Genomic DNA, 19,843 nt, shown 5'->3' on the forward strand with positions numbered 1-19,843 from the left:
GCGGATGAAATCTTTGTAATCTTTTGGCTTTTTCGTTTCGGAATGTTTCCGGAGCAGCCAAATGGCGACTCCGGAAACAATTTCGATCAGACGAGCTTCCAGGCGATGTAGATCAAGGTGGCCGCAATCACCCACAGCGCCAGCCGGCCCATGCGGCCGTGGCGGGCTTCCGAACGGCCGATGGCTTCCGCCGTCTCGGCGTCGAAGCGCAGGCCGCTCTCGGCCATATCGGTGATCTGACGGGAGAATTTTTCGGTCTTGGCGGCGATCTCGGGGGCGGCTTCCGCCAGCCGCAGGGCGGCGTGCAAACCTTCGCGCACATCCGAGACGATGCGCCTGGGGCCGAGATTGTCGCGTATCCAGGCGCCGACCACAGGCTCCGACGCCTTCCACATATTGAAACGCGGATTGAGCGTGCGGGCCACACCTTCGACGACGACCATGGTCTTCTGCAGCATGACCAGTTCGGGACGGGTTTCCATGTCGAAGAGTTCGGTGACTTCGAACAGCAGCGTCAGCAGCTTGGCCATGGAGATGGTTTCGGCCGGCTGGCCGTGGATCGGCTCACCGATGGCGCGGATCGCCTGGGCGAAGCTTGCGACATCGTGATGCGAGGGCACGTAGCCGGCCTCGAAATGCACATCCGCCACCCGGCGGTAATCGCGGGTGATGAAACCGTAGAGGATTTCGGCGAGGAAGCGGCGTTCCTTCTTGCCGAGGCGGCCGACGATGCCGAAATCGACGGCGACGATCATGCCGGCGGGATCGACGAAGAGATTGCCCTGGTGCATGTCGGCGTGGAAGAAACCGTCGCGCAGGGTGTGGCGCAGGAACGACTGGATCAGCGTATCGGCGAGCGCATTCAGGTCGTGGCCGGCAGCGATCAGGCCCTCGACATCCGACATCTTGATGCCGTCGATCCATTCCATCGTGACGACATCGCGGCCGGTGCGTTCCCAATCGACCGCGGGGACGCGGAAGCCGGGATCATTCTTCGAGTTTTCGGCGATTTCGGAAAGCGCGGCGGCTTCGAGCCTGAGATCCATCTCGATCTTCGTCGTCTGCTCCAGCGTCTTTGTCACCTCAACAGGGCGCAGGCGGCGCGTGTGCGGCAGCAGACGTTCCTGCATGTGGGAGACGAGGTACATGGCTTCGAGGTCATTGGCGAAGCGCTGGCGGATGCCGGGGCGGATGACCTTGACGGCGACCTTCTTCTCGCCATCGGCGGTGAGCACCTTGGCCGGGTGGACCTGGGCGATGGAGGCGGCGGCGATCGGCTCGTCGAAACGGCTGTAGAGTTCCGAAACCGGCCTTCCGAGGGAACCTTCGATGGCGGCGCGCGCTTCCGTGGTCGGGAAGGTCGCCATGCGATCCTGCAAGAAAGCGAGGTCGTTGGCGAAATCGGCGCCGACCACATCGGGGCGGGTCGCGAGGAACTGGCCGATCTTCACATAGGAGGGGCCGAGCCGCTCGATGGCGCGGGCAAGACGGTCGCTGCGGTCGCTGTTTCGCGCGCGGCGGCGCGAAAACAGGCCGGCGACGGATTGGCCGAGCTGGGCGAACGCCGGCAGGTTTTCAGACGGCAGCGCCGAGACGACGCCTTCGCGCACCAGCACCCAGCCAATGCGGACGAGGCGGAAATAGGCTCCGGGCGTGCTCATCGCGCGGCTCGGCTGAACGGGCAGGACAATGCCATGATCTCAGATTTTCCAGGCGGAATGCAGGGCAGCGATGCCGCCGGTGTAATTCGTATAGGTGACGCGGGAGAAACCGGCCGTCTTGATCATCGCGGCAAAATCGCGCTGGTTGGGGAACTTGCGGATCGATTCCACCAGATACTGGTAGGGCTCGCCGTCGCCGGTGATCATCTTGCCGAACTGCGGGATCGCATTGAAGGACCAGGCGTCATAGACCTTGTCGAGCAAGGGCATTTCGACCTCGGAGAATTCGAGCACCAGCAGACGGCCGCCGCGCTTCAGCACGCGGTAGGCTTCCGACAGCGCGACATCGATGCGCGGCACGTTGCGGATGCCGAAGGCGACCGTATAGGCGTCGAAGGAATTGGCCTCGAAGGGCAGTTCCTCGGCATTGGCCTCGACGAAGGTGAGATTGTCGGAGAGGCCCTTCTTCTTCGCCCGCTCGGCGCCGACGGCGAGCATCGAGCCGTTGATGTCGAGAACGGTGGAATGGGCCTTGCGGTCGGAGGCCTCGATGATGCGGAAGGCGATATCGCCGGTGCCGCCGGCCACGTCGAGCGTGCGGTAATCCTCGCTGCGGCTCGGATTGAGCGCTGCGATCATCGCATCCTTCCAGGCACGGTGCAGGCCGACGGACATGACGTCGTTCATGATGTCGTAGCGCTTGGCGACCTTGTGGAAGACGTCGTTGACCAGCGCCTGCTTTTCGCCCTTGTTTACCTGTCGAAAGCCGTAGGAGGTCTCCATGCCGCCATCGGCCGATGTGCGTTCACCTGTCATCTCGCCCGTCTCCACTCTCAACATCCGGCGCGGACCATAGCGAATTCGAAACACCGACGCTATCTCTGGCGTCTGGCGTTCCCTCTGTCCGGCGCCCTCCCTATAGGATATGTGCACGGCCAAGGAAATCGCCAAATGATCGCAGCCGCGCGAAGGAGCAAGGATGCCGGAACTTCCCGAAGTCGAGACGGTGAAACGCGGCCTTGCGCCGACCATGGAAGGCGCCGTCATCGCGCGAGCGGAGCTTCGCCGGGCGGACCTGCGCTTTCCGTTTCCCGTGGGGTTTGCGGCAAGCCTCGAAGGCAAGCGCATCGAGGCGCTGTCGCGCCGCGCCAAGTATCTGCTGATCGAGCTGGAAAGCGGCGATGTCGTGATCGCCCATCTCGGCATGTCCGGCTCCTTCCGCATCGAGGCCGGGGACGCGCCGGGCAATTTCCATCACGAGCGCGGCAAGGACGAGAAGCACGACCATGTGATCCTCCATCTTTCGACGGCAAACGGTCCGGCCCGCGTCATCTATAACGATCCGCGCCGTTTCGGCTTCATGGATATCGTTCATCGCGACGGACTTGCCGCTCACGCCTTCTTCAAGAGCCTCGGCGAGGAGCCGACGGGCAATGTGCTCGACGACGCCTATCTTGCCAACCGTTTCAAGGGCAAGGCGCAGCCCCTGAAGGCCGCGCTGCTCGACCAGCGCAATATCGCCGGCCTCGGCAATATCTATGTCTGCGAGGCCCTGTGGCGCTCGCATCTTTCGCCGCTCGAACCGGCGGGCTCGGTGGTCGATGCCAACGGGGGGCCGACGAAAAAGCTGACGGAGCTGACGCAGGCCATCCGCGCCGTGATCGCCGATGCGATCGCCGCCGGCGGCTCGTCGCTGCGCGACCATATCCAGACGGACGGCACGCTCGGCTATTTCCAGCACTCCTTTTCCGTTTATGATCGCGAGGGCGAGCCCTGCCGCACGCCGGGCTGCGGCGGGACGGTGACGCGGATCGTCCAGGCCGGACGCTCGACCTTCTATTGCCCGTCCTGCCAGAGATGAGGGGCCGCGGCATAAAATAGCGCGTTGACGAGGGGCGCGTTTCCGGTTATATGCCGCCCTCAGTTTGGAAAGCCGCTCCAAGGTTTTCCGATATTGCTCCCGAATTGCTTGGATGACAGGTCGCAGTGACCCGGCACGGCGAAGCGGAAGTTTTTGTCAGATTTCGAAGAGAGACACCAAATGGCCAATACAACTTCGGCGAAAAAAGCGACCCGCAAAATCGCCGCCCGCACGGAAGTCAACAAGTCCCGTCGTTCGCGCGTTCGCGGTTTCGTTCGCAAGGTCGAAGAAGCCATCGCTTCGGGCGATGCTGCTCTCGCCCAGGTAGCCCTGAAGGCAGCCCAGCCGGAACTGCAGCGCGCCGCCACCAAGGGCGTGCTGCATGCCAACACGGCATCGCGCAAGGTTTCGCGCCTCGCAAGCCGCGTCAAGGCTCTTTCGGCTTAAGCCGGCTCACTAATTTCTCTTTTCGATAGCCCGGTCACCCGTGACCGGGCTATTCGGATTCAAGGCCCAGGCAGCTGTCACAGCTTCCACACACGGCTGTCATCATGTCTCGGCGATGACATAAATTATCCTGAAAAAACAAGAACTTGCCGGAGGATATCAAGGTTCCTCCACCGCCTGGCGAGGGCTGCCGAGCGGTATTGCGAGTCAAGGGATTTTTTATTTTTTTTGTTTTTCGCCGGCTCATTTCCGGCAGCTTTTTCAAAGCCCTTGATTCAAAAGCGATTCTCAAATCACCCCCGGCTGCGCATGCAGCACACGCATAAAGAGTCAACCGGCAACCGCCAGCCAGCCCCAAAAAACGCGATTGATTTGGGGATATGATCCTGCCTAAATGCCTTTGCCAGAGGGCACGGGGCTTTTCCGTGACCGGGACGGAAAAGCGGCTTGCCAACAGGCTGCACCCTTCCGCCTCTGCAACGGTGTGGTTCCACAACGTTCCACCATTTGTTTGAGTAAATTGCAGCCGCGACCCCAGTGTCGCGGAACGATTTTTTGCACCCTTTGGTTGCCTTCGACAGAAGGCAGGCATCGGGTGACCGGATCGGGCCGTGGAGGGCCTCATCCGGGCCGGAGGGGTTTTTGAAGCCCCTTAGACGACGGTTGCAGCCTGGTATTGCGTGTGGGCAACATGAATACCGGGCTGTTTCGTGAAGGCTTGCGGGAAACGGCGGACATGCCGCTTCCGGGGAACGCGCTTCAGGAACCGGAGACGAGGCCGGTTGCTTGGCACGAAGACGGGGAGGAGAAACGCCGGAGACGGCGCACTTTAAGGAATTAAACCCGCGCGGGGGATATGCGTTTGCCTTGGGGCAGATGCATTCGTGCGGAAACCGCGGCTGACGGGAGAATGAGGCTCCCCGACGTGCGGATAACGTCTGCGGAACGGCATGCCTGTATAAGGAGCCGCAACCGTGGGCATGGATAGTCGGGGCCGGCAGCAATGGCGGTCCCACGGAATGATATTGGAAGGCGGCAATATGCTTAGGAATTCGGTGACGACGGCAAGTGTGTTCGAAAACGGGGAGAATACATTTCAGATCGCTAACCAGCAGTCTGATGCGGCGGGAGAGAAGAACGACATGCGGCAAAACGCGCTTTTTGACCGGGTCAGTGCGCGTCTAAAGGCTCAGGTCGGCCCCGATGTCTTTGCCAGCTGGTTCGGCCGGCTGAAGCTTCATTCGGTCTCCAAGAGCGTGGTGCGCCTGTCGGTTCCGACGACGTTCCTGAAATCCTGGATCAACAATCGTTATCTCGACCTGATCACCAGCCTCTTCCAGCAGGAAGATGCCGAGATTCTGAAAGTCGAAATCCTCGTGCGAACGGCAACCCGCGGCGCCCGTCCGGGCGTGTCGGAAGAGGCAACTGCCAGCCCGCAGGTCGAAGTCGCCTCCCCCGGCCAGAACCGCCGCCCGGCGCCCCAGAGCATCGCCCAGCATGCAACCGCTGCCCTGGGCGGCGTGCAGAAACCGGCGCATCCGACATCCGGCCCGCTGTTCGGCTCGCCACTCGACCAGCGCTATACCTTCGAAAGCTTCGTCGAGGGCTCGTCCAACCGGGTGGCGCTGGCCGCCGCCAAGACGATCGCCGAAGCCGGTGCCGGCGCCGTGCGCTTCAACCCGCTGTTCATTCATTCCTCGGTCGGTCTCGGCAAGACGCACCTTTTGCAGGCGATCGCCAATGCGGCGATTCAGAGCCCGCGCACCTCGCGCGTCGTCTATCTGACCGCCGAATATTTCATGTGGCGCTTTGCAACCGCCATCCGCGACAACGATGCGCTGTCGCTCAAGGAGACGCTGCGCAACATCGACCTGCTCGTCATCGACGACATGCAGTTCTTGCAGGGCAAGTCGATCCAGCACGAATTCTGCCACCTGCTCAACATGCTGCTCGACAGCGCCAAGCAGGTCGTCGTTGCTGCCGACCGGGCGCCGTGGGAGCTGGAATCGCTCGACCCGCGCGTTCGCTCGCGTCTTCAGGGCGGCGTCGCCATCGAGATGGACGGCCCGGACTACGAGATGCGCCTCGAAATCCTCAAGCGCCGGCTGGAAACCGCCCGCGAAGAGGATGCGAGCCTTGATATTCCGGCAGACATTCTGAGCCATGTCGCCCGCAACGTCACGGCCAGCGGCCGCGAGCTGGAGGGTGCGTTCAACCAGTTGCTCTTCCGCCGCTCGTTCGAGCCGCAGCTTTCGATCGAGCGGGTCGACGAACTGCTCGGCCATCTCGTCAATGCCGGCGAGCCGCGCCGGGTGCGCATCGAGGACATCCAGCGGGTCGTTGCCAAGCATTACAACGTCTCGCGGCAGGAACTGGTCTCCAATCGCCGCACCCGCGTCATCGTCAAGCCGCGCCAGATCGCCATGTATCTGGCCAAGACGCTCACGCCGCGCTCCTTCCCGGAGATCGGCCGGCGTTTTGGTGGCCGCGACCATACGACGGTGCTGCATGCCGTGCGCAAGATCGAGGACCTGATCAGCGGCGATACCAAGCTCAGCCATGAGATCGAGCTTTTGAAGCGGCTGATCAACGAGTAAGCGGACTGGGCGAAGGCCCCTCCCCGACCCTCCCCACAAGGGGGGAGTTTTATCAAGAATGCCGGACCTCTGAGCCAAACCTTGCTCTATGAGCCCCCTCCCCCTCGTGGGGAGGGTTGGGGAGGGGTCTTTTGGGCCCGGAACGATTGCTTCCCCTATTTCTTGCCCGCAGCGATCAGATGGTACAGCGCGCGGATGGCTTGCGCCTCGCCGCCGAGCGGGGAGTGCGGACGTTCGGTCGGTGCCCAGCCGAAGATGTCGAAATGGGCCCAGCTTTTCGCATTGGTCACGAAGCGCTTCAGGAACAATGCGGCCGTGATCGAGCCGGCCATGCCGCCTGCGGGCGCATTGGTGAGATCGGCGATGCGGGCGGTGACATCCTTTTCATAACCCTTGTAGAGCGGCATGCGCCAGAGCGGGTCGTCGACCGTGAGGCTGGCTTCCGTCAGGTCATGGGCGAGGTTTTCATCGTCGGTGTAGAAGGGCGGGAGATCGGGGCCGAGCGCGACGCGGGCGGCACCCGTCAGCGTCGCCATGTCGATGATGAGATCGGTATCCTCCTCGTCGGCCAGCGCCAGGGCATCGGCAAGGATCAAACGGCCTTCGGCATCTGTGTTGTCGATCTGCACCGTCAAGCCCTTGCGGCTGTGGTAGATATCGCCGGGGCGGAAGGCATTGGCGGAGATCGAGTTTTCCACCACCGGTACCAGCACCCGGAGATCGACCTTCAGCTTGGCATCCATGATCATCAGCGCAAGGCCCATGACATTGGCGGCGCCGCCCATGTCCTTCTTCATCAGGAGCATCGACGAGGCCGGCTTGATATCGAGGCCGCCTGTATCGAAGCAGACACCCTTGCCGACCAGCGTCACCTTGCGATGACCCTTCTTGCCCCAGCGCATTTCGAGGAGCCGCGGCGCTTCGGCGCTGGCGCGGCCGACCGTGTGGATGAGCGGGAAATTCTGCTTCAGGAGATCGTCGCCGACGACGGTTGAGACGGTTGCCTTGTAGTGTTCGGCAAGCGCGCGAAAAGCTTTTTCGAGGGCTTCCGGACCCATGTCGTTGGTCGGCGTGTTGATGAGGTCGCGGGCGAGGAAGACACCGGCGAGCTGGCGCTTGATATCGACGGCATCGGCGTCGGCGGGGATGTGCAAGGTCGGGGCTTCTGAGGTGGATGGTTTATAGCGATCGAAACGATAGGAGCCGAGGCCGTAACCGAGCGCGAGGCGGTTTGCCGTCAGCGGCGCGGTTTCAATGTGCCATTTGCCGGAAGGAAGCGTGCGCGCCAGCTTACCCGTCAGGAACGGCGCGTCTGAGGGATTGGCGCCGAGACCGAAGAGCGCGCCGCCGAGATGGCCGTCTTCGGAGGGGATAAGCAGCACGGCGCCGGCTTCTGCCTTGAAACCCGCCTTGCGCGCCCAGTCGAGCGCGATCGGATCGATCGTGCCGGTCTCGATATGGGCGGGCGTCACCGCGAAGATCGGCAGGGTCTTACCGCCGCTGTTGGTGCTGAAGGGAGAGGCGCGGTCGATGTACTGGAAGGGGGCCATGCAAAAATCCTTGAGGTGCCGGATGCTGCGATTAACACTCTATTAGGGTTAACAGACTATTGCTGGATTGAAGATTGCGCCGCTTTTTGTTGCTCGTGTCCGGTGCGTGAATTTACGGCATGGGGGCATTGGCGATGGCCAGGCATTATCTTTCGACCCGGATGGTTTCCGGTATTTCCGTCATCGTCATCGCGGCTGCGCTTTCCGGCTGCGCAACGCAGAAGAAGGAGCTGACCACCGGCTCCATCCCCTCCTCACCTGCGGTCTCCTCGTCGATGACAGCCGGGCAGCTTGCCCAGGCGGCCGACCGGATCGGCAAGGCCTATGAGGCCAACCCCAAGGATCGGGCGACGGGCCTCAACTATGCCAATGCACTGCGCATGACCGGCCGCAACGAGCAGGCGCTGGCCGTCATGCAGCAGGTCGCCATCAACTTCCCCAACGACCGCGAAGTGCTCGCCGCCTACGGCAAGTCGCAGGCCGCAGCCGGCCAGCTGGAACAGGCACTGGAAACGATCGGCCGCGCCCAGACGCCGGACCGCCCCGACTGGAAGCTGAAATCGGCCGAGGGTGCGATCCTCGACCAGCTCGGCCGCTCCGCCGAGGCCCGCGCGAAATACCGCGATGCACTCGACATGCAGCCGAACGAGCCGTCGGTGCTTTCCAATCTCGGCATGTCCTATTTGCTCGGCAAGGATCTGAAGACGGCCGAGACCTATCTGCGCTCTGCCGCCAGCCAGCCCGGCGCCGACAGCAGCGTGCGCCAGAACCTGGCGCTGGCCGTCGGGCTGCAGGGCCGTTTCCAGGAGGCCGAGGATATCGCTCGCCGCGAGCTTTCGCCGGAGCAGGCCGAGGCCAATGTCACCTATCTCAGGGCCATGCTCTCGCAGCAGAACGCCTGGCAGAAGCTTGCGAAGAATGACAAGGCTGCGACGGATAACGGGACGAACTGAAGCCAGCGAGTTTTTTTCGAAATAGGAACGCCCTGCTGCAGGTTTGCGGCGGGGCGTTTTGCTGTTTTGGGGGAATGGTAGAAACCGCAACCTTCCCCCTTCTCCCCCGCGGGGAGAAGTGCCGAGCGGAGCGAGGCGATGAGGGGTAGTGCGGCAAATTCAGGACTGGCGGAGACTCCCCCCCCCTCATCCGCCCTTCGGGCGCCTTCTCCCCGCTGGGGAGAAGTGAGAAACCTCAGAACTTGTCGGAGACCTGGATGCCGGCGGGACCGAGAATGACGGCGATCAGGACCGGCAGGAAGAACAGGATCATCGGCACGGTCAGTTTCGGCGGAAGCGCAGCAGCCTTCTTCTCCGCCTCGTTCATGCGCTGGTCGCGGCTTTCCTGCGCGAGCACGCGCAACGCCTGGGCGACCGGCGTGCCGTAACGGTCCGCCTGAATCAGCGCCTGCATCACCGATTTCACCTCGTCGAGACCGGTGCGCACACCGAGATTTTCGAGCGCCACGCGACGGTCGGGCAGGAAGGACAACTCGGCCGTGGTCAGCACCAGTTCTTCGGCCAGCGGCGCGGACTGGGCGGCGATTTCATCGGCCACGCGCCGCATCGCAAGCTCCATCGAGATGCCGGATTCGACGCAGATCAAGAGCAGGTCAAGCGCATCCGGCCAGGCGCGGCGGATCGAATGCTGGCGCTTCGTCACGGCATTCGAGATGAAGATGTTCGGGGCGTAGAAGCCGAGATAGGCGGTGCCGATGACGGCGAGCAGCCGCATCGATGTCGGCTTCGTCGCGAGATAGCCGAGGCCGAAGATGGCGAAAATACCGATCCCCAGAAAGACGAAAGGCAGGCAGAAGCGGGCGAACAGGAAGACGTTCAGCGCATTTTGCGAGCGATAGCCGGCGGCTTTCAGCCGGTTGACGGTGTTGTCGTCGACCAGCGCCTTGCGCAGGTTCAGCCGTTCGACGATCTGGCGCATGGAGGAATTGTTCTTGGTGCGCAGCGAACCCTTGCTGCCGATCTCAGCATTGAGACGGGCGCGCTCGCGGGCGCGGATCTGTTCGCGTTCGGTCGCCACCGTCTTCATGCGCTTTTCGAGGTTGGTGCCCTCGAAAAGAGGGGCTGCCAGCGAATAGAAGGTCGCGAGCACCGCGACCGCCACCAGTGCGGCAACGATCACCTGCGGATCGGTGAGGGTATTGATCAAACCTTCGCTCATGCCCAGTCCCCTGCCCCGTCAGATGTCGAAATTGATCATGTTGCGCATCACCCAGATGCCGACGCTCATCCAGAAGCCGGAAATGCCCATGATGAGATGGCCGCGCTGATCGGTGAACAGGATCGACATGTAGTCCGGCGAGGTCATGTAGACGAGGGTTGCGACGATGAAGGGCAGCGCGCCGATGATGCAGGCGGATGCCTTGGCCTCCATGGACAGCGCCTGCACCTTGGCCTTCATCTTCCTGCGCTCGCGCAGCACCTTGCCGAGGTTGCCGAGCGCTTCGGAGAGATTGCCGCCCGCCTGCGCCTGAATGGCGATGACGATGGCGAAGAAATTCACCTCCGGCAGCGGGATGTTGTTGATCATGCGGGCGCAGGCTTCGGGAATGTTCATGCCCACCTGCTGCGCTTCGATGATGCGGCGGAACTCGGTCTTGACCGGCTCCTGGCCGTCATTGGCGATCAGCCGGATCGCGTCGTTGAGCGGCAGGCCGGACTTGATCGAGCGCACCATGACGTCGAGCGCGTTGGGAAACTCGTCGAGGAACTGCTTGCACCGTCGCTTGATCAGGAAATTGACGATCCAGCGCGGCAGGCCGGCGGCGGCGATCAGCATCACGCCGGGTGCGATCAGGAGCCCTGCGCCTGCGACGAACGCTAGAAGCCCGAGCACCACACCCAGCACGACGCTGAGGATATAGAATTGCGGCACGGTGATGCCGAGGCCAGCCTGCACCAGACGCATCTTCATGGTCGGGGCGGCCTTGGCGGATTTCTCCTGCTGCTTCTTTTCCAGCTCCTTCAGCGAATCCTGCACGGATTTTCGGCGCTTCGACATTTCCGTCATGCGGTCGCGGGCGGCTTTGACCTTCACCCGGTCGGTCTCGCTGGCGGCGACCTTGCGGACGCGGCTTTCGGCCTTCTTCTCGGTCTCGATGCGGGCGAACATCACGCCATAGGCGAGACCCGCGGTGGACAGGGCCGCGAGCGCTGCAATCGCCAGAACGATGATGTCGATGCCGAACATGACGCCCGTCAATCCTTTTCCATGGCGTCGAGCGTTGCCGCCAGACGCTTGTCTTCGTTGAAGTAGCGGGCGCGATCCCAGAAATGGGGGCGGCCGATGCCGGTCGATTTGTGACGGCCGATGATCCGGCCGTTGGCGTCTTCGCCGTCGATCTCGTAGCGCATCAGATCCTGGGTGATGATGACGTCGCCTTCCATGCCGATCACCTCGCTGATGTGGGTGATGCGGCGCGAGCCGTCGCGCAGGCGAGCGGCCTGGATGATGACGTCGATGGAGCCGGCGATGATTTCGCGCACGGTCTTGGCCGGCAGCGTATAGCCGCCCATGGCGATCATCGATTCCATACGGGAGAGGCATTCGCGCGGGGTGTTGGCGTGGATGGTACCCATCGAGCCGTCGTGGCCGGTGTTCATCGCCTGCAACAGGTCGAAGACCTCCGGTCCGCGCACTTCGCCGACGATGATGCGTTCGGGGCGCATACGCAGGCAGTTCTTGATGAGATCGCGCATGGTGATCTCGCCCTCACCTTCGATGTTCGGCGGGCGGGTTTCAAGGCGCACCACATGCGGCTGCTGCAGCTGCAGTTCCGCCGTATCCTCGCAGGTGATGACGCGCTCGTCGGCATCGATGAAGCCGGTGAGGCAGTTGAGCAGCGTCGTCTTGCCGGAGCCGGTGCCGCCGGAAATGACGACGTTGCAGCGGACGCGGCCGATGATCTGGAGAAGGACGGCGCCTTCCGGGGTGATGGCGCCGAACTTGACGAGCTGGTCGAGCTTCAGCTTGTCCTTCTTGAATTTACGGATGGTGAGCGCGGTGCCGTCGATGGCGAGCGGCGGGGCGATGACGTTGACACGCGAGCCGTCAGGTAGACGGGCGTCGCAGATCGGTGAGGATTCATCGACGCGGCGGCCGACCTGGCTGACGATGCGCTGGCAGATCGACAGAAGCTGGGCATTGTCGCGGAAGCGCACTTCCGACTCGATGGTCTTGCCGCCGACTTCGATGAAGGTCTGGCCGGCGCCGTTGACCATGATATCTGCAATGTCGTCGCGGGCGAGCAGCGGCTCGAGCGGGCCGTAACCCAGAACGTCGTTGCAGATGTCTTCGAGCAGCTCTTCCTGCTCGGAAATCGACATCGCGAAGTTCTTGATGGTGATGATGTCGTTGACGATATCGCGGATTTCCTCGCGCGCGCTCTCGTTATCGAGCTTGGCGAGCTGGGAAAGGTCGATCGTATCGATAAGCGCGGAGAAAACCTGGCTCTTGGTATCGTAATAATCTTCGGTGCGGGCCGGGCGGCGGCGCGCCGGCTGCACCGGGGCCGGCTGCGGGCGCATGTTTCCAGAACCCTCGGCGAGCACGGGAGCTGCCGTCGGCTTTTCCATGACAGCGACGGGCTGGGATGCCGCCACGGATGGCGGGGCAGCATTGCCGCCACTCTTGCCGAAGCCTTCGTTTCCGCGTTTGCCAAACATGCTTTCAACCCGCTTTTCGTTCCGGGGCGCTTATCCGGCGTCCCCAATCGTGCCGGACAGGCCGGCCTTCTTCACTTCCGCCCGAGCAGGCCCAGCATTTTGCCGAGGCCGCCCTTCCGGGCTTTCTTCACTTCGGCGCGGCCCGTCACCAGATGGGCGAGCTGCGACAGGGTCTCGGCGACCGGTGCTTTCTTGTCGATTTCGGCGATCATACGGCCGCTGTTGGCGGCATTGCCGAACAGAACCGCATCGAAGGGAATGATCGCCACAGGCTCGATTTCCAGCGAATCGCAGAAATCGCCGGGGGTGATTTCCGGGCGCTTCGGCATGCCGACCTGGTTCAGCACCAGATGCGGCATCTTGTCGTTGGGCCGCAGTTTCTTCAGGCAATCGAACAGGTTCTTGGCGTTGCGCAGATTGGCGAGATCCGGGACCGCCGTCACCACCACCTCATCGGCCTCGGCGAGCACGTTGCGCGTCCATTCCGACCATTGATGCGGCACGTCGAGAACCGAAACCGGGGCGTTCCGTTGCAGCAGTTCGGTCAGCGGCTGGAAGGCGGCCGGTTCGAAATCATAGGCGCGGTCGAGCATCGAGGGGGCGGCGAGCAGCGACAGGCGCTCGGAGCACTTGGTCAAGAGGCGGTCGAGGAACACCTCGTCCAGCCGCTCCGGTGCGAAGACGGCTTCGGCGATGCCGCTCGGCGGGTCCTGATCGAAATTGATGTTGGCTGTGCCGTAGGGCAGGTCGAGATCGGCCAGCACGACTTCGGTCGAAAACAAATTGGAGATGCCCCAGGCGCAGTTGTGCGCCAGCGTCGAGGAGCCGACGCCGCCCTTGGCGCCGATGAAAGCGACGGTCCGGCCGAGCGGCTCGGCTTCCGGATCGACGAAGATGCCGGCGATGGTGCCCAGCACATCCGGCATGGCGACCGGCGCGACCATGTATTCGGAAATGCCGTTGCGGATCAGCTCGCGGTAGAGAGAGATATCGTTGTAGCGGCCGATGATGACCACCTTGGTCGAGGCATCGCAGACGGCGGCGAGCGGCGCAAGCTCCGCCATCAGGTGGCGCGGCTCGGTCGACGTTTCGAGGATGATCAGGTTCGGCGTCGCCATGGTCGAGAACATATTGGCGGCGGCGGCGATCGAGCCGCTGTTGATGCGCAGCGTGACTTTGGACATGCGGCGATCCTGGCCGCAGCGCTCCATCACCTTCTGCAGCGCCGGCGTCTCGCAGAAGGCATGCACGGAGATGCGCGGCAACGGCCTCAGGTGCTCGATGTCGCCGGCACGGACCTGATCGGCGGCGATCTCGGCTTCGCCCGCTTCGGTCTCGATCTTGTAGTCAATCGTGCTCATGGTTCTATCCCGTCAGCTTCTCAATTCGCCGCATCGGTCGCGATGCCGCGATAGTCCTTGATGACCTCGCCACGCTGGGTGGCATCGATCGGCGACATTTCACGAGGCCCGAGAAGATCCATCGGATTAGCGATCTGGGCCGCCAGATTGGCCTGACTTGCGCAGCCGAAGTTCTCGTAATTCTTGTTTTCCATCGTGTTGACGACGAGATCGCTCGGCCATTTGCCGCATGGCCCGGTCTGGGCGGTAATGGCTGTGTAACGCAGCCGGACGGGGGCGGCATCGTCCGGGCCGCCGGCTTGATAGTGCATTTCCACCAGGCGGTTTGCCGGCACGCCGCCGGTTACGAGGGCCGTGCGGATTTCACGGCGCATGTAGTCGGCCGCCGCTGCGTTGGGCGAGCCCGACGGCAGCATGATTTGGACCACGCCGGCCGAGGCGCTCTTATAGGCCTGGGCGAAGCCGCGGATGACCTCACGCGCGCCCTGCGTCAGGCGGCGATCACCGGAGGAGATCGGTACGTCGAGGACCTGCTCGGCCTCCGCAACCACGATTGGATGGCGGGTGCGGTAATCGTCCGGAAGCGAGCCCGTCGTCGTATTGTCGCGGGCGCAGCCGGCAAGGGCGGCGCCGACAAGCGCGCCGAGCGCGAGGAGGCGGAATGGGCGGCCTGCGCCGGAAAGCTGAGGGGACCGCATGGTCGGGAGCCTTTCGAGGAAACGGTGCTGGATGTGCGCGTCGGTCATGTCGGTTTCCGCCTATTTGTAGATGAAGCCGACATTGCCGTGGTACTGACCCGCGGGCGCCTGCGCCTGGTTGTTGCCGTAGATGCGGTTGACCGTGCCGAGGAAATAGCTCGACAGGTCGCCGGTCGGACTGAAGTTGTCGTCCGGCCGCTGGAGCGCGTTGCGCCCTAGCGGTTTCACCAGATACGGGGTCGCGATGATGACCAGTTCGGTCTCGTTGCGGATGAAGTCCTTGCTGCGGAACAGCGTGCCGAAGATCGGAATCTTCGAGACACCCGGCAGGCCCGACATTGCCTGGCGAATGTTGTCCTGCACCAGACCGCCGATGACGATCGAGCCGCCGGAGGGCAACTCGATGCTTGTGGAGGCCTCACGACGGCGGATTGACATATAAGTCTGTCCGGGGACGTTGACGGCATTGGCGTTGACGACAGAGCCTTCGAAGGTGGGCTCAGAGACCTCTGTCTTGATGTCTAGTGCAATGCGACCGGGGCCGAGAACGACAGGTGTAAAATTCAGGCCAATGCCGTACTCGACAGTTTCGTTGGTGCGCGCAATTGCGCCTTTTTCATCAATTTCCTGCTCTTTCGGCAGGCGATATTCGCCACCGACGAAGAACTCGGCTTTCTTGCCGGAAATCGCCGTCAAGCTCGGCTCGGCCAGCGTGCGCATAACGCCCGCCTGTTCCATGGCATTAATGTAGCTTGCAAAATTCATCGAGCCCGAACCGATCGCACCTGTGACCGCCGAGGCGATCGGGTTGACGGCATTGCCAAGGTTGGCGGGGTTACGGAAAGTGATGCCGTCACCGCTGGTCTCGCTGTATATCCGGCCCGAGAAGCCGAGTTGTTTCAGGACCTGGCGCGAGACTTCCGCGACCGTTACCTTGAGCATGACCTGGTCTTCAGCGGTGATCGTCAACAGGTTGACGATCTGAGACTGTTGCCGGTTTTCGGCGAAGATATCGGCGTCGCCATTGTTGCCCTGCGCGGTGATGTTGCGCGTGGTAGCCTCGCCGCCCTTGAGGAAGGCTTCCGCGAGATCGCGGGCGCGGGTCGAATCGAGCGGCGTGCGCACGGTTCCGGTCAGCACGACGTTGTCGGACATGATTTCGACATGGATGTCGGAATCGGGAATATAGCGGCGCAGCTTGGCCTCAAGCCCCTGCACGTCGCGCTCGACTTCGAGATCGAGGCTGATGATCTCCTCACCGTTCGGACCGAAAACGAAAATGTTGGTCTGGCCGACCTTCTTGCCGAAGAGATAGATACGGCGCGACGAACGAGTCACCGCATCGGCAAGCTCCGGATCTGCCACGAGGATGTCATGGGCGTCGGTCGGCAGATCGACGACGACGGCCTTGTTAAGGCCGAGCTTGATGGTCTTCTTGGCGCCCGGACCGCTATCGACGATGCGGACGAGCGATTCGCTCGCAGCCTGAGCGTCGAAACCCTGCCCGGGCAGTCCGGAAAAGGCGAGGCAAAGGGCAAGACCGCCGGCGACGGAAGCGCGAAATATTTTGCCGTTACGTTTCACCTTGTGCTCCCGCGCGGTCATTTGTTGCTCGTCTGCTGCTGTGTGACACCATCGTTCTCACTGACGATCGAGCCCGATTTGATGACCTGGATGGCCGGCTGCCCGTCACCGCTGAGGAGATAATCGGCGGCGACAGTGTCCGGCTCCTGCGCATCGGCGATGCTGCGTAGCGCCAGCGACAGCCGGTCAGCCATCTGCTGGGCGACGGTCAGAACCTTGGACTGGTCGGGGGTGAGTTCGAGCGTTGCTGTCGTGCCGACGACGGCCTTGGAGCCGTCTTCCTTCTCTTCGATCTGCTGGTCGATCGCGAGAACCCGGACATTGCTCAGCACGGTTTCGGTGATGAAGGTGTCGGTCTGGGACTTGCGAACCATGATCACGTCGACGCGGTCATTCGGCAGGATGAAGCCGCCGGCGCCGGTCGCCACGGTGATCTCGGTTGCGACCGCGCGCTTTCCGGCCGGCAGCAGGGCCGACAGGATGCGCGACGAGGCATCGGCGACTTTCTCCTGGCGTACGGGCTCGCCGTTGAACAGCGGCATGCGCACGACGACGCCGGTCAGGTCCGTGATGGCATTGGGGCGGTTCTGGTCGGTGATCAGGCCATCGACGAGGCTGCCTTCCGGCCAGGAGGCCCAGCGGATCGAATCACCGTCCAATCGCGAGCCGATGGCGAGGCTCTTGCTGGCGACAAGCACGTTGACCGTCGGTTCACGCTCGACCACCGGTTCGCCCTGCGTGACGACGTTACGACCGCCCGTCAGCTTGAGGGCCAGAAAGCCGGCCAGTCCCGCCGAAAGGACGGCGACCGCCAGAATGATTACGCGCACCGGTTTCATGATTTCTGTCGCCCCACGGAATTACGTCGGCGCAGAATGATCTGAAATTGGTGTAATTATGGTTAACGAGTTGCTTAAGGGCGTGGTTAGCAAAAGGTTACCGCGCCGAGCGCTACTGGGCGTGGCCCAGCGCCGCCAGCATCAGCGGCGAAGACGGATAGGCGAAGAAGCCGCCAAGCCCGATGGCAATACCGTAAGGGATTTTATTGGCGGTGAACAGGAGCGGCGGCAGTGGCAGTCCGGTGGCCATCAGCGTATTTTCCTGCTTGCGCAGGGCAAGGATGACGAGCGTAAGCGCGCCGCCGAATATCGAAACATAGATGAGATAGGTGAAAAGCGACGGGTTGAGACCGAACCAGACGGCGCTCGCGGTCAACAGCTTCGCATCGCCGCCACCCATGATATTGGCCGCAAATAGCGCAAAACAGAGACCGAAGACAATTGCACCCGCCAGGAGATGCAGGCTGATCTGCGGCAACTCAAGGCCGGCAAAGGGCGCGATGATGACGAAGGTCGCCAGCAGGATGGCGGAAACCCGGTTCGGGATCGTCATCGTGAACAGGTCGGAGAACGCTGCCATTGCAAGACACAAGGGAAATACAACAAGAATCGCTGCTTCCGTCATCGCTCTTCCAGACCCGTTGAAAATGAGTTTCATCGATAGCATTACGGCTGACGATTAAGGATTGGCTAAGGCCCCGGCCACAAATGCCAAGGGCCGCCTCTTTTGAAGAAGCGGCCCCTCCTCGGCGATAAGCGAGTATTATTCCGCCGCCGTCGCGTCGTCCAACTTGCCGGACAGGTCGGTGAAGGTCGCATCGAGCGACGAGCCGAGAGCGGTTGCGCCGGCGATGAGGGCGACGGAGATGAGGGCTGCGATCAGGCCGTACTCGATGGCGGTCGCGCCGGATTCATCTTTCATGAAACGTGCAAAAAGCTTGGTCATATATCTCTCCTACTTCACTTGTTGTTGTTCAGCACTGCCGCCAACTGTTTCCGTTGATCGGTCGAGGCAAAAGCTACAGGAGAGGCAATTTCAAACCGCTTAAGGAAGTAAGCTAACAAAAGCTTAACGTGCCGTGACAGGTTATATGGTAAACGGGTCGCAAATCATGCGTGTAAAATACGGGCATTCATCCCCTTCGCGCATCCTTTACTAGGGGAAACGCCGCAGCAGCGACAATCGCTCCTGCCTGCGCCCAAGCTTTTGCGTCTTCTCCTGGCACTGTACATGTGTTGGTAGACGCCCTTTCCTCAAGTAGCGGCTGCACGAGGCCGTCCCGGAACGGCACCGGCCCACGGCCTTAACCCTTCATTCACCAAAATCAGCGATGCTCCGGCGTCAATATCCGCCGGGGAATCGCCATGACATCGAACATCTTCACTTTCGGCGCCGCCCGGCTGCTTCCGATTCTGGCGGGCCTATTCCTGATAACGGCGCCGTTCGCCGCCCAGGCGCAGGAAGAGGAGGACATGATGCGCGTCTACAGGGATCACGCGCGCGTGCTCAAGCTCGATCGTCCCGTGGCAAAGGTCATCATCGGCAATTCCGACATCGCCGACGCGACCGTCGCCGATGCCCGCACCATTGTCCTGACCGGCCGGGCCTTCGGTACCACCAACCTCGTCATTCTCGACGCGGACGGCAATGCCCTCGTGGACGAGCGCATTCTCGTTTCAGTCGACGAGGGCAACACGGTGCGCGTCTACAGACAGACAGACCGCACGATCCTGTCCTGCACGCCGAATTGCGAACAGCACGCCGATCGTGCGACCAGTTCCAGCAACTGACCGCGCCACAGCGTCGGACTCATACTTACCGGAAGGTAAGCGCCGGCGTTCAAATTTTCCGGCAAGGCGCATACGAATTGTCAACGGAGAGTTTCTATAGTCGCGGCAGACAAGAGGAACTGCCGATGAACGGTATGGAAAAACAGCAGATAAACGCTGAAAACGCGACCGAAGCCGCCTCGGGCACAAAAACCCTGAAGCCTGAGGGTCTTTTTCGGCGCTTGCTTCGGGAAAAGGGCGGTGCCGCGGCGATAGAATTCGCCGTCCTGGCCCTGCCATTCCTCATCATGGTCTTCGCCTCACTCGAAACCTTTGCCGCCTTCTTCGGCGAGCAAATCCTTGCCAGTGCCAACGACACGATGGCGCGCAAGCTGCGGACCGGGGAAATCACCTTCAACCTCGGCCGCGCGACCGACAAGACGGAAGAGCAGTTCCGGCAGATGTATTGCGACCAGATATCCTACTTCCTCAGCTGCTCCGCAACGGAAGCGAAGACACCGGGGAAACTCTACATCGACGTGCGCAGCTATACGGAGTTCTCGAAAATTCCGACGGCGATTCCGCGCAACGGAAACGACTTCGATACCAAAACCACTTTCGCGCCGGGCGGACCGCAAAAGATCAACATGGTGCGCGCCTACTATCGCTGGAGCGTCGTCACAGATCTCGTGCGTCCTTACGTGACCAATCTGCGCCCCGCCGGCAGCTCCATGCCGAAGGACTACCTGATGGTCGCGACCAACACATTCATCAACGAGAGCTTTTGAGGATGAAAACC

18 protein-coding genes are annotated in these 19,843 nt (G+C 62.1%); 6 read left to right on the forward strand and 12 right to left on the reverse strand.

Features of this window, described 5'->3' with window-relative positions:
• Positions 1-86 precede the first annotated feature (86 nt).
• Entirely contained in the window at positions 87-1,661 is a 1,575-nt protein-coding gene (gene ubiB / locus ASC86_RS05915; protein ID WP_056317401.1) for a 2-polyprenylphenol 6-hydroxylase, read from the reverse strand.
• Between the two features lie 39 nt (positions 1,662-1,700).
• Positions 1,701-2,477: a bifunctional demethylmenaquinone methyltransferase/2-methoxy-6-polyprenyl-1,4-benzoquinol methylase UbiE gene (gene ubiE / locus ASC86_RS05920; RefSeq protein WP_056317403.1), complete on the reverse strand. Its 777-nt coding sequence runs from the start codon at positions 2,475-2,477 to the stop codon at positions 1,701-1,703.
• Positions 2,478-2,640: 163 nt separating this feature from the next.
• Between ubiE and mutM the strand changes: the two genes are divergently transcribed.
• The 3 genes from mutM (at position 2,641) to dnaA (ending at position 6,566) form a co-directional block, all read left to right on the forward strand.
• Positions 2,641-3,522, forward strand: coding sequence for a bifunctional DNA-formamidopyrimidine glycosylase/DNA-(apurinic or apyrimidinic site) lyase (mutM, locus tag ASC86_RS05925; RefSeq protein WP_056317407.1), 882 nt, complete (start codon positions 2,641-2,643; stop codon positions 3,520-3,522).
• A gap of 180 nt (positions 3,523-3,702) precedes the next feature.
• Positions 3,703-3,969, forward strand: a complete 267-nt coding sequence (gene rpsT, locus ASC86_RS05930) for a 30S ribosomal protein S20 (RefSeq protein ID WP_056317410.1) — start codon at positions 3,703-3,705, stop codon at positions 3,967-3,969.
• A gap of 1,142 nt (positions 3,970-5,111) precedes the next feature.
• Entirely contained in the window at positions 5,112-6,566 is a 1,455-nt protein-coding gene (gene dnaA, locus ASC86_RS05935; RefSeq protein ID WP_056317413.1) for a chromosomal replication initiator protein DnaA, read from the forward strand.
• A 155-nt stretch (positions 6,567-6,721) separates the two neighbouring features.
• Here dnaA and ASC86_RS05940 read toward each other — a convergent pair whose 3' ends face one another.
• On the reverse strand, positions 6,722-8,116 hold the full coding sequence (locus ASC86_RS05940; protein WP_056317416.1) for a M17 family metallopeptidase: 1,395 nt from the start codon (positions 8,114-8,116) through the stop codon (positions 6,722-6,724).
• Between the two features lie 134 nt (positions 8,117-8,250).
• Here ASC86_RS05940 and ASC86_RS05945 point away from each other — a divergent pair, with 134 nt between their 5' ends.
• A complete protein-coding gene (locus ASC86_RS05945) occupies positions 8,251-9,069 on the forward strand; it encodes a tetratricopeptide repeat protein (protein ID WP_156386910.1) in 819 nt (272 codons plus the stop codon).
• Positions 9,070-9,304: 235 nt separating this feature from the next.
• On the opposite strand, the gene ASC86_RS05950 is transcribed toward ASC86_RS05945, so the two are convergent.
• From ASC86_RS05950 to ASC86_RS05990, 9 genes are all read right to left on the reverse strand, one after another.
• A complete protein-coding gene (locus ASC86_RS05950) occupies positions 9,305-10,288 on the reverse strand; it encodes a type II secretion system F family protein (protein ID WP_056317418.1) in 984 nt (327 codons plus the stop codon).
• Positions 10,289-10,306: 18 nt separating this feature from the next.
• Positions 10,307-11,317: a type II secretion system F family protein gene (locus tag ASC86_RS05955; protein WP_056318330.1), complete on the reverse strand. Its 1,011-nt coding sequence runs from the start codon at positions 11,315-11,317 to the stop codon at positions 10,307-10,309.
• 8 nt (positions 11,318-11,325) lie between these two features.
• On the reverse strand, positions 11,326-12,792 hold the full coding sequence (locus ASC86_RS05960) for a CpaF family protein (RefSeq protein WP_056317421.1): 1,467 nt from the start codon (positions 12,790-12,792) through the stop codon (positions 11,326-11,328).
• Positions 12,793-12,863: 71 nt separating this feature from the next.
• Complete coding sequence (locus ASC86_RS05965; protein WP_056317424.1) at positions 12,864-14,153, reverse strand: CpaE family protein; 1,290 nt, start codon at positions 14,151-14,153, stop codon at positions 12,864-12,866.
• 20 nt (positions 14,154-14,173) lie between these two features.
• Positions 14,174-14,851 (reverse strand): CpaD family pilus assembly protein, encoded by a 678-nt coding sequence (locus tag ASC86_RS05970; protein WP_056318335.1) that lies wholly within the window; start codon positions 14,849-14,851, stop codon positions 14,174-14,176.
• Positions 14,852-14,911: 60 nt separating this feature from the next.
• Positions 14,912-16,435 carry a type II and III secretion system protein family protein gene (locus tag ASC86_RS05975; protein ID WP_156386937.1) on the reverse strand — a complete coding sequence of 508 codons (1,524 nt, stop codon included), beginning with the start codon at positions 16,433-16,435 and terminating at the stop codon, positions 14,912-14,914.
• Between the two features lie 17 nt (positions 16,436-16,452).
• The gene (cpaB, locus tag ASC86_RS05980) at positions 16,453-17,274 is read right to left on the reverse strand and encodes a Flp pilus assembly protein CpaB (RefSeq protein ID WP_056317430.1); all 822 of its coding nucleotides are present in this window, start codon (positions 17,272-17,274) and stop codon (positions 16,453-16,455) included.
• Positions 17,275-17,386: 112 nt separating this feature from the next.
• On the reverse strand, positions 17,387-17,899 hold the full coding sequence (locus ASC86_RS05985) for a prepilin peptidase (RefSeq protein ID WP_056317435.1): 513 nt from the start codon (positions 17,897-17,899) through the stop codon (positions 17,387-17,389).
• A 138-nt stretch (positions 17,900-18,037) separates the two neighbouring features.
• The gene (locus ASC86_RS05990; RefSeq protein WP_056317438.1) at positions 18,038-18,220 is read right to left on the reverse strand and encodes a Flp family type IVb pilin; all 183 of its coding nucleotides are present in this window, start codon (positions 18,218-18,220) and stop codon (positions 18,038-18,040) included.
• A gap of 419 nt (positions 18,221-18,639) precedes the next feature.
• On the opposite strand from ASC86_RS05990, the gene ASC86_RS05995 reads away from it, so the two are divergent.
• Positions 18,640-19,065 carry a pilus assembly protein N-terminal domain-containing protein gene (locus tag ASC86_RS05995; RefSeq protein WP_082509887.1) on the forward strand — a complete coding sequence of 142 codons (426 nt, stop codon included), beginning with the start codon at positions 18,640-18,642 and terminating at the stop codon, positions 19,063-19,065.
• Positions 19,066-19,199: 134 nt separating this feature from the next.
• A complete protein-coding gene (locus ASC86_RS06000) occupies positions 19,200-19,832 on the forward strand; it encodes a TadE/TadG family type IV pilus assembly protein (RefSeq protein ID WP_056318340.1) in 633 nt (210 codons plus the stop codon).
• Positions 19,833-19,843 lie beyond the last annotated feature (11 nt).

Source organism: Rhizobium sp. Root1212 (assembly GCF_001424985.1).
In the GTDB taxonomy this organism is placed as follows: Bacteria; Pseudomonadota; Alphaproteobacteria; order Rhizobiales; family Rhizobiaceae; genus Pararhizobium.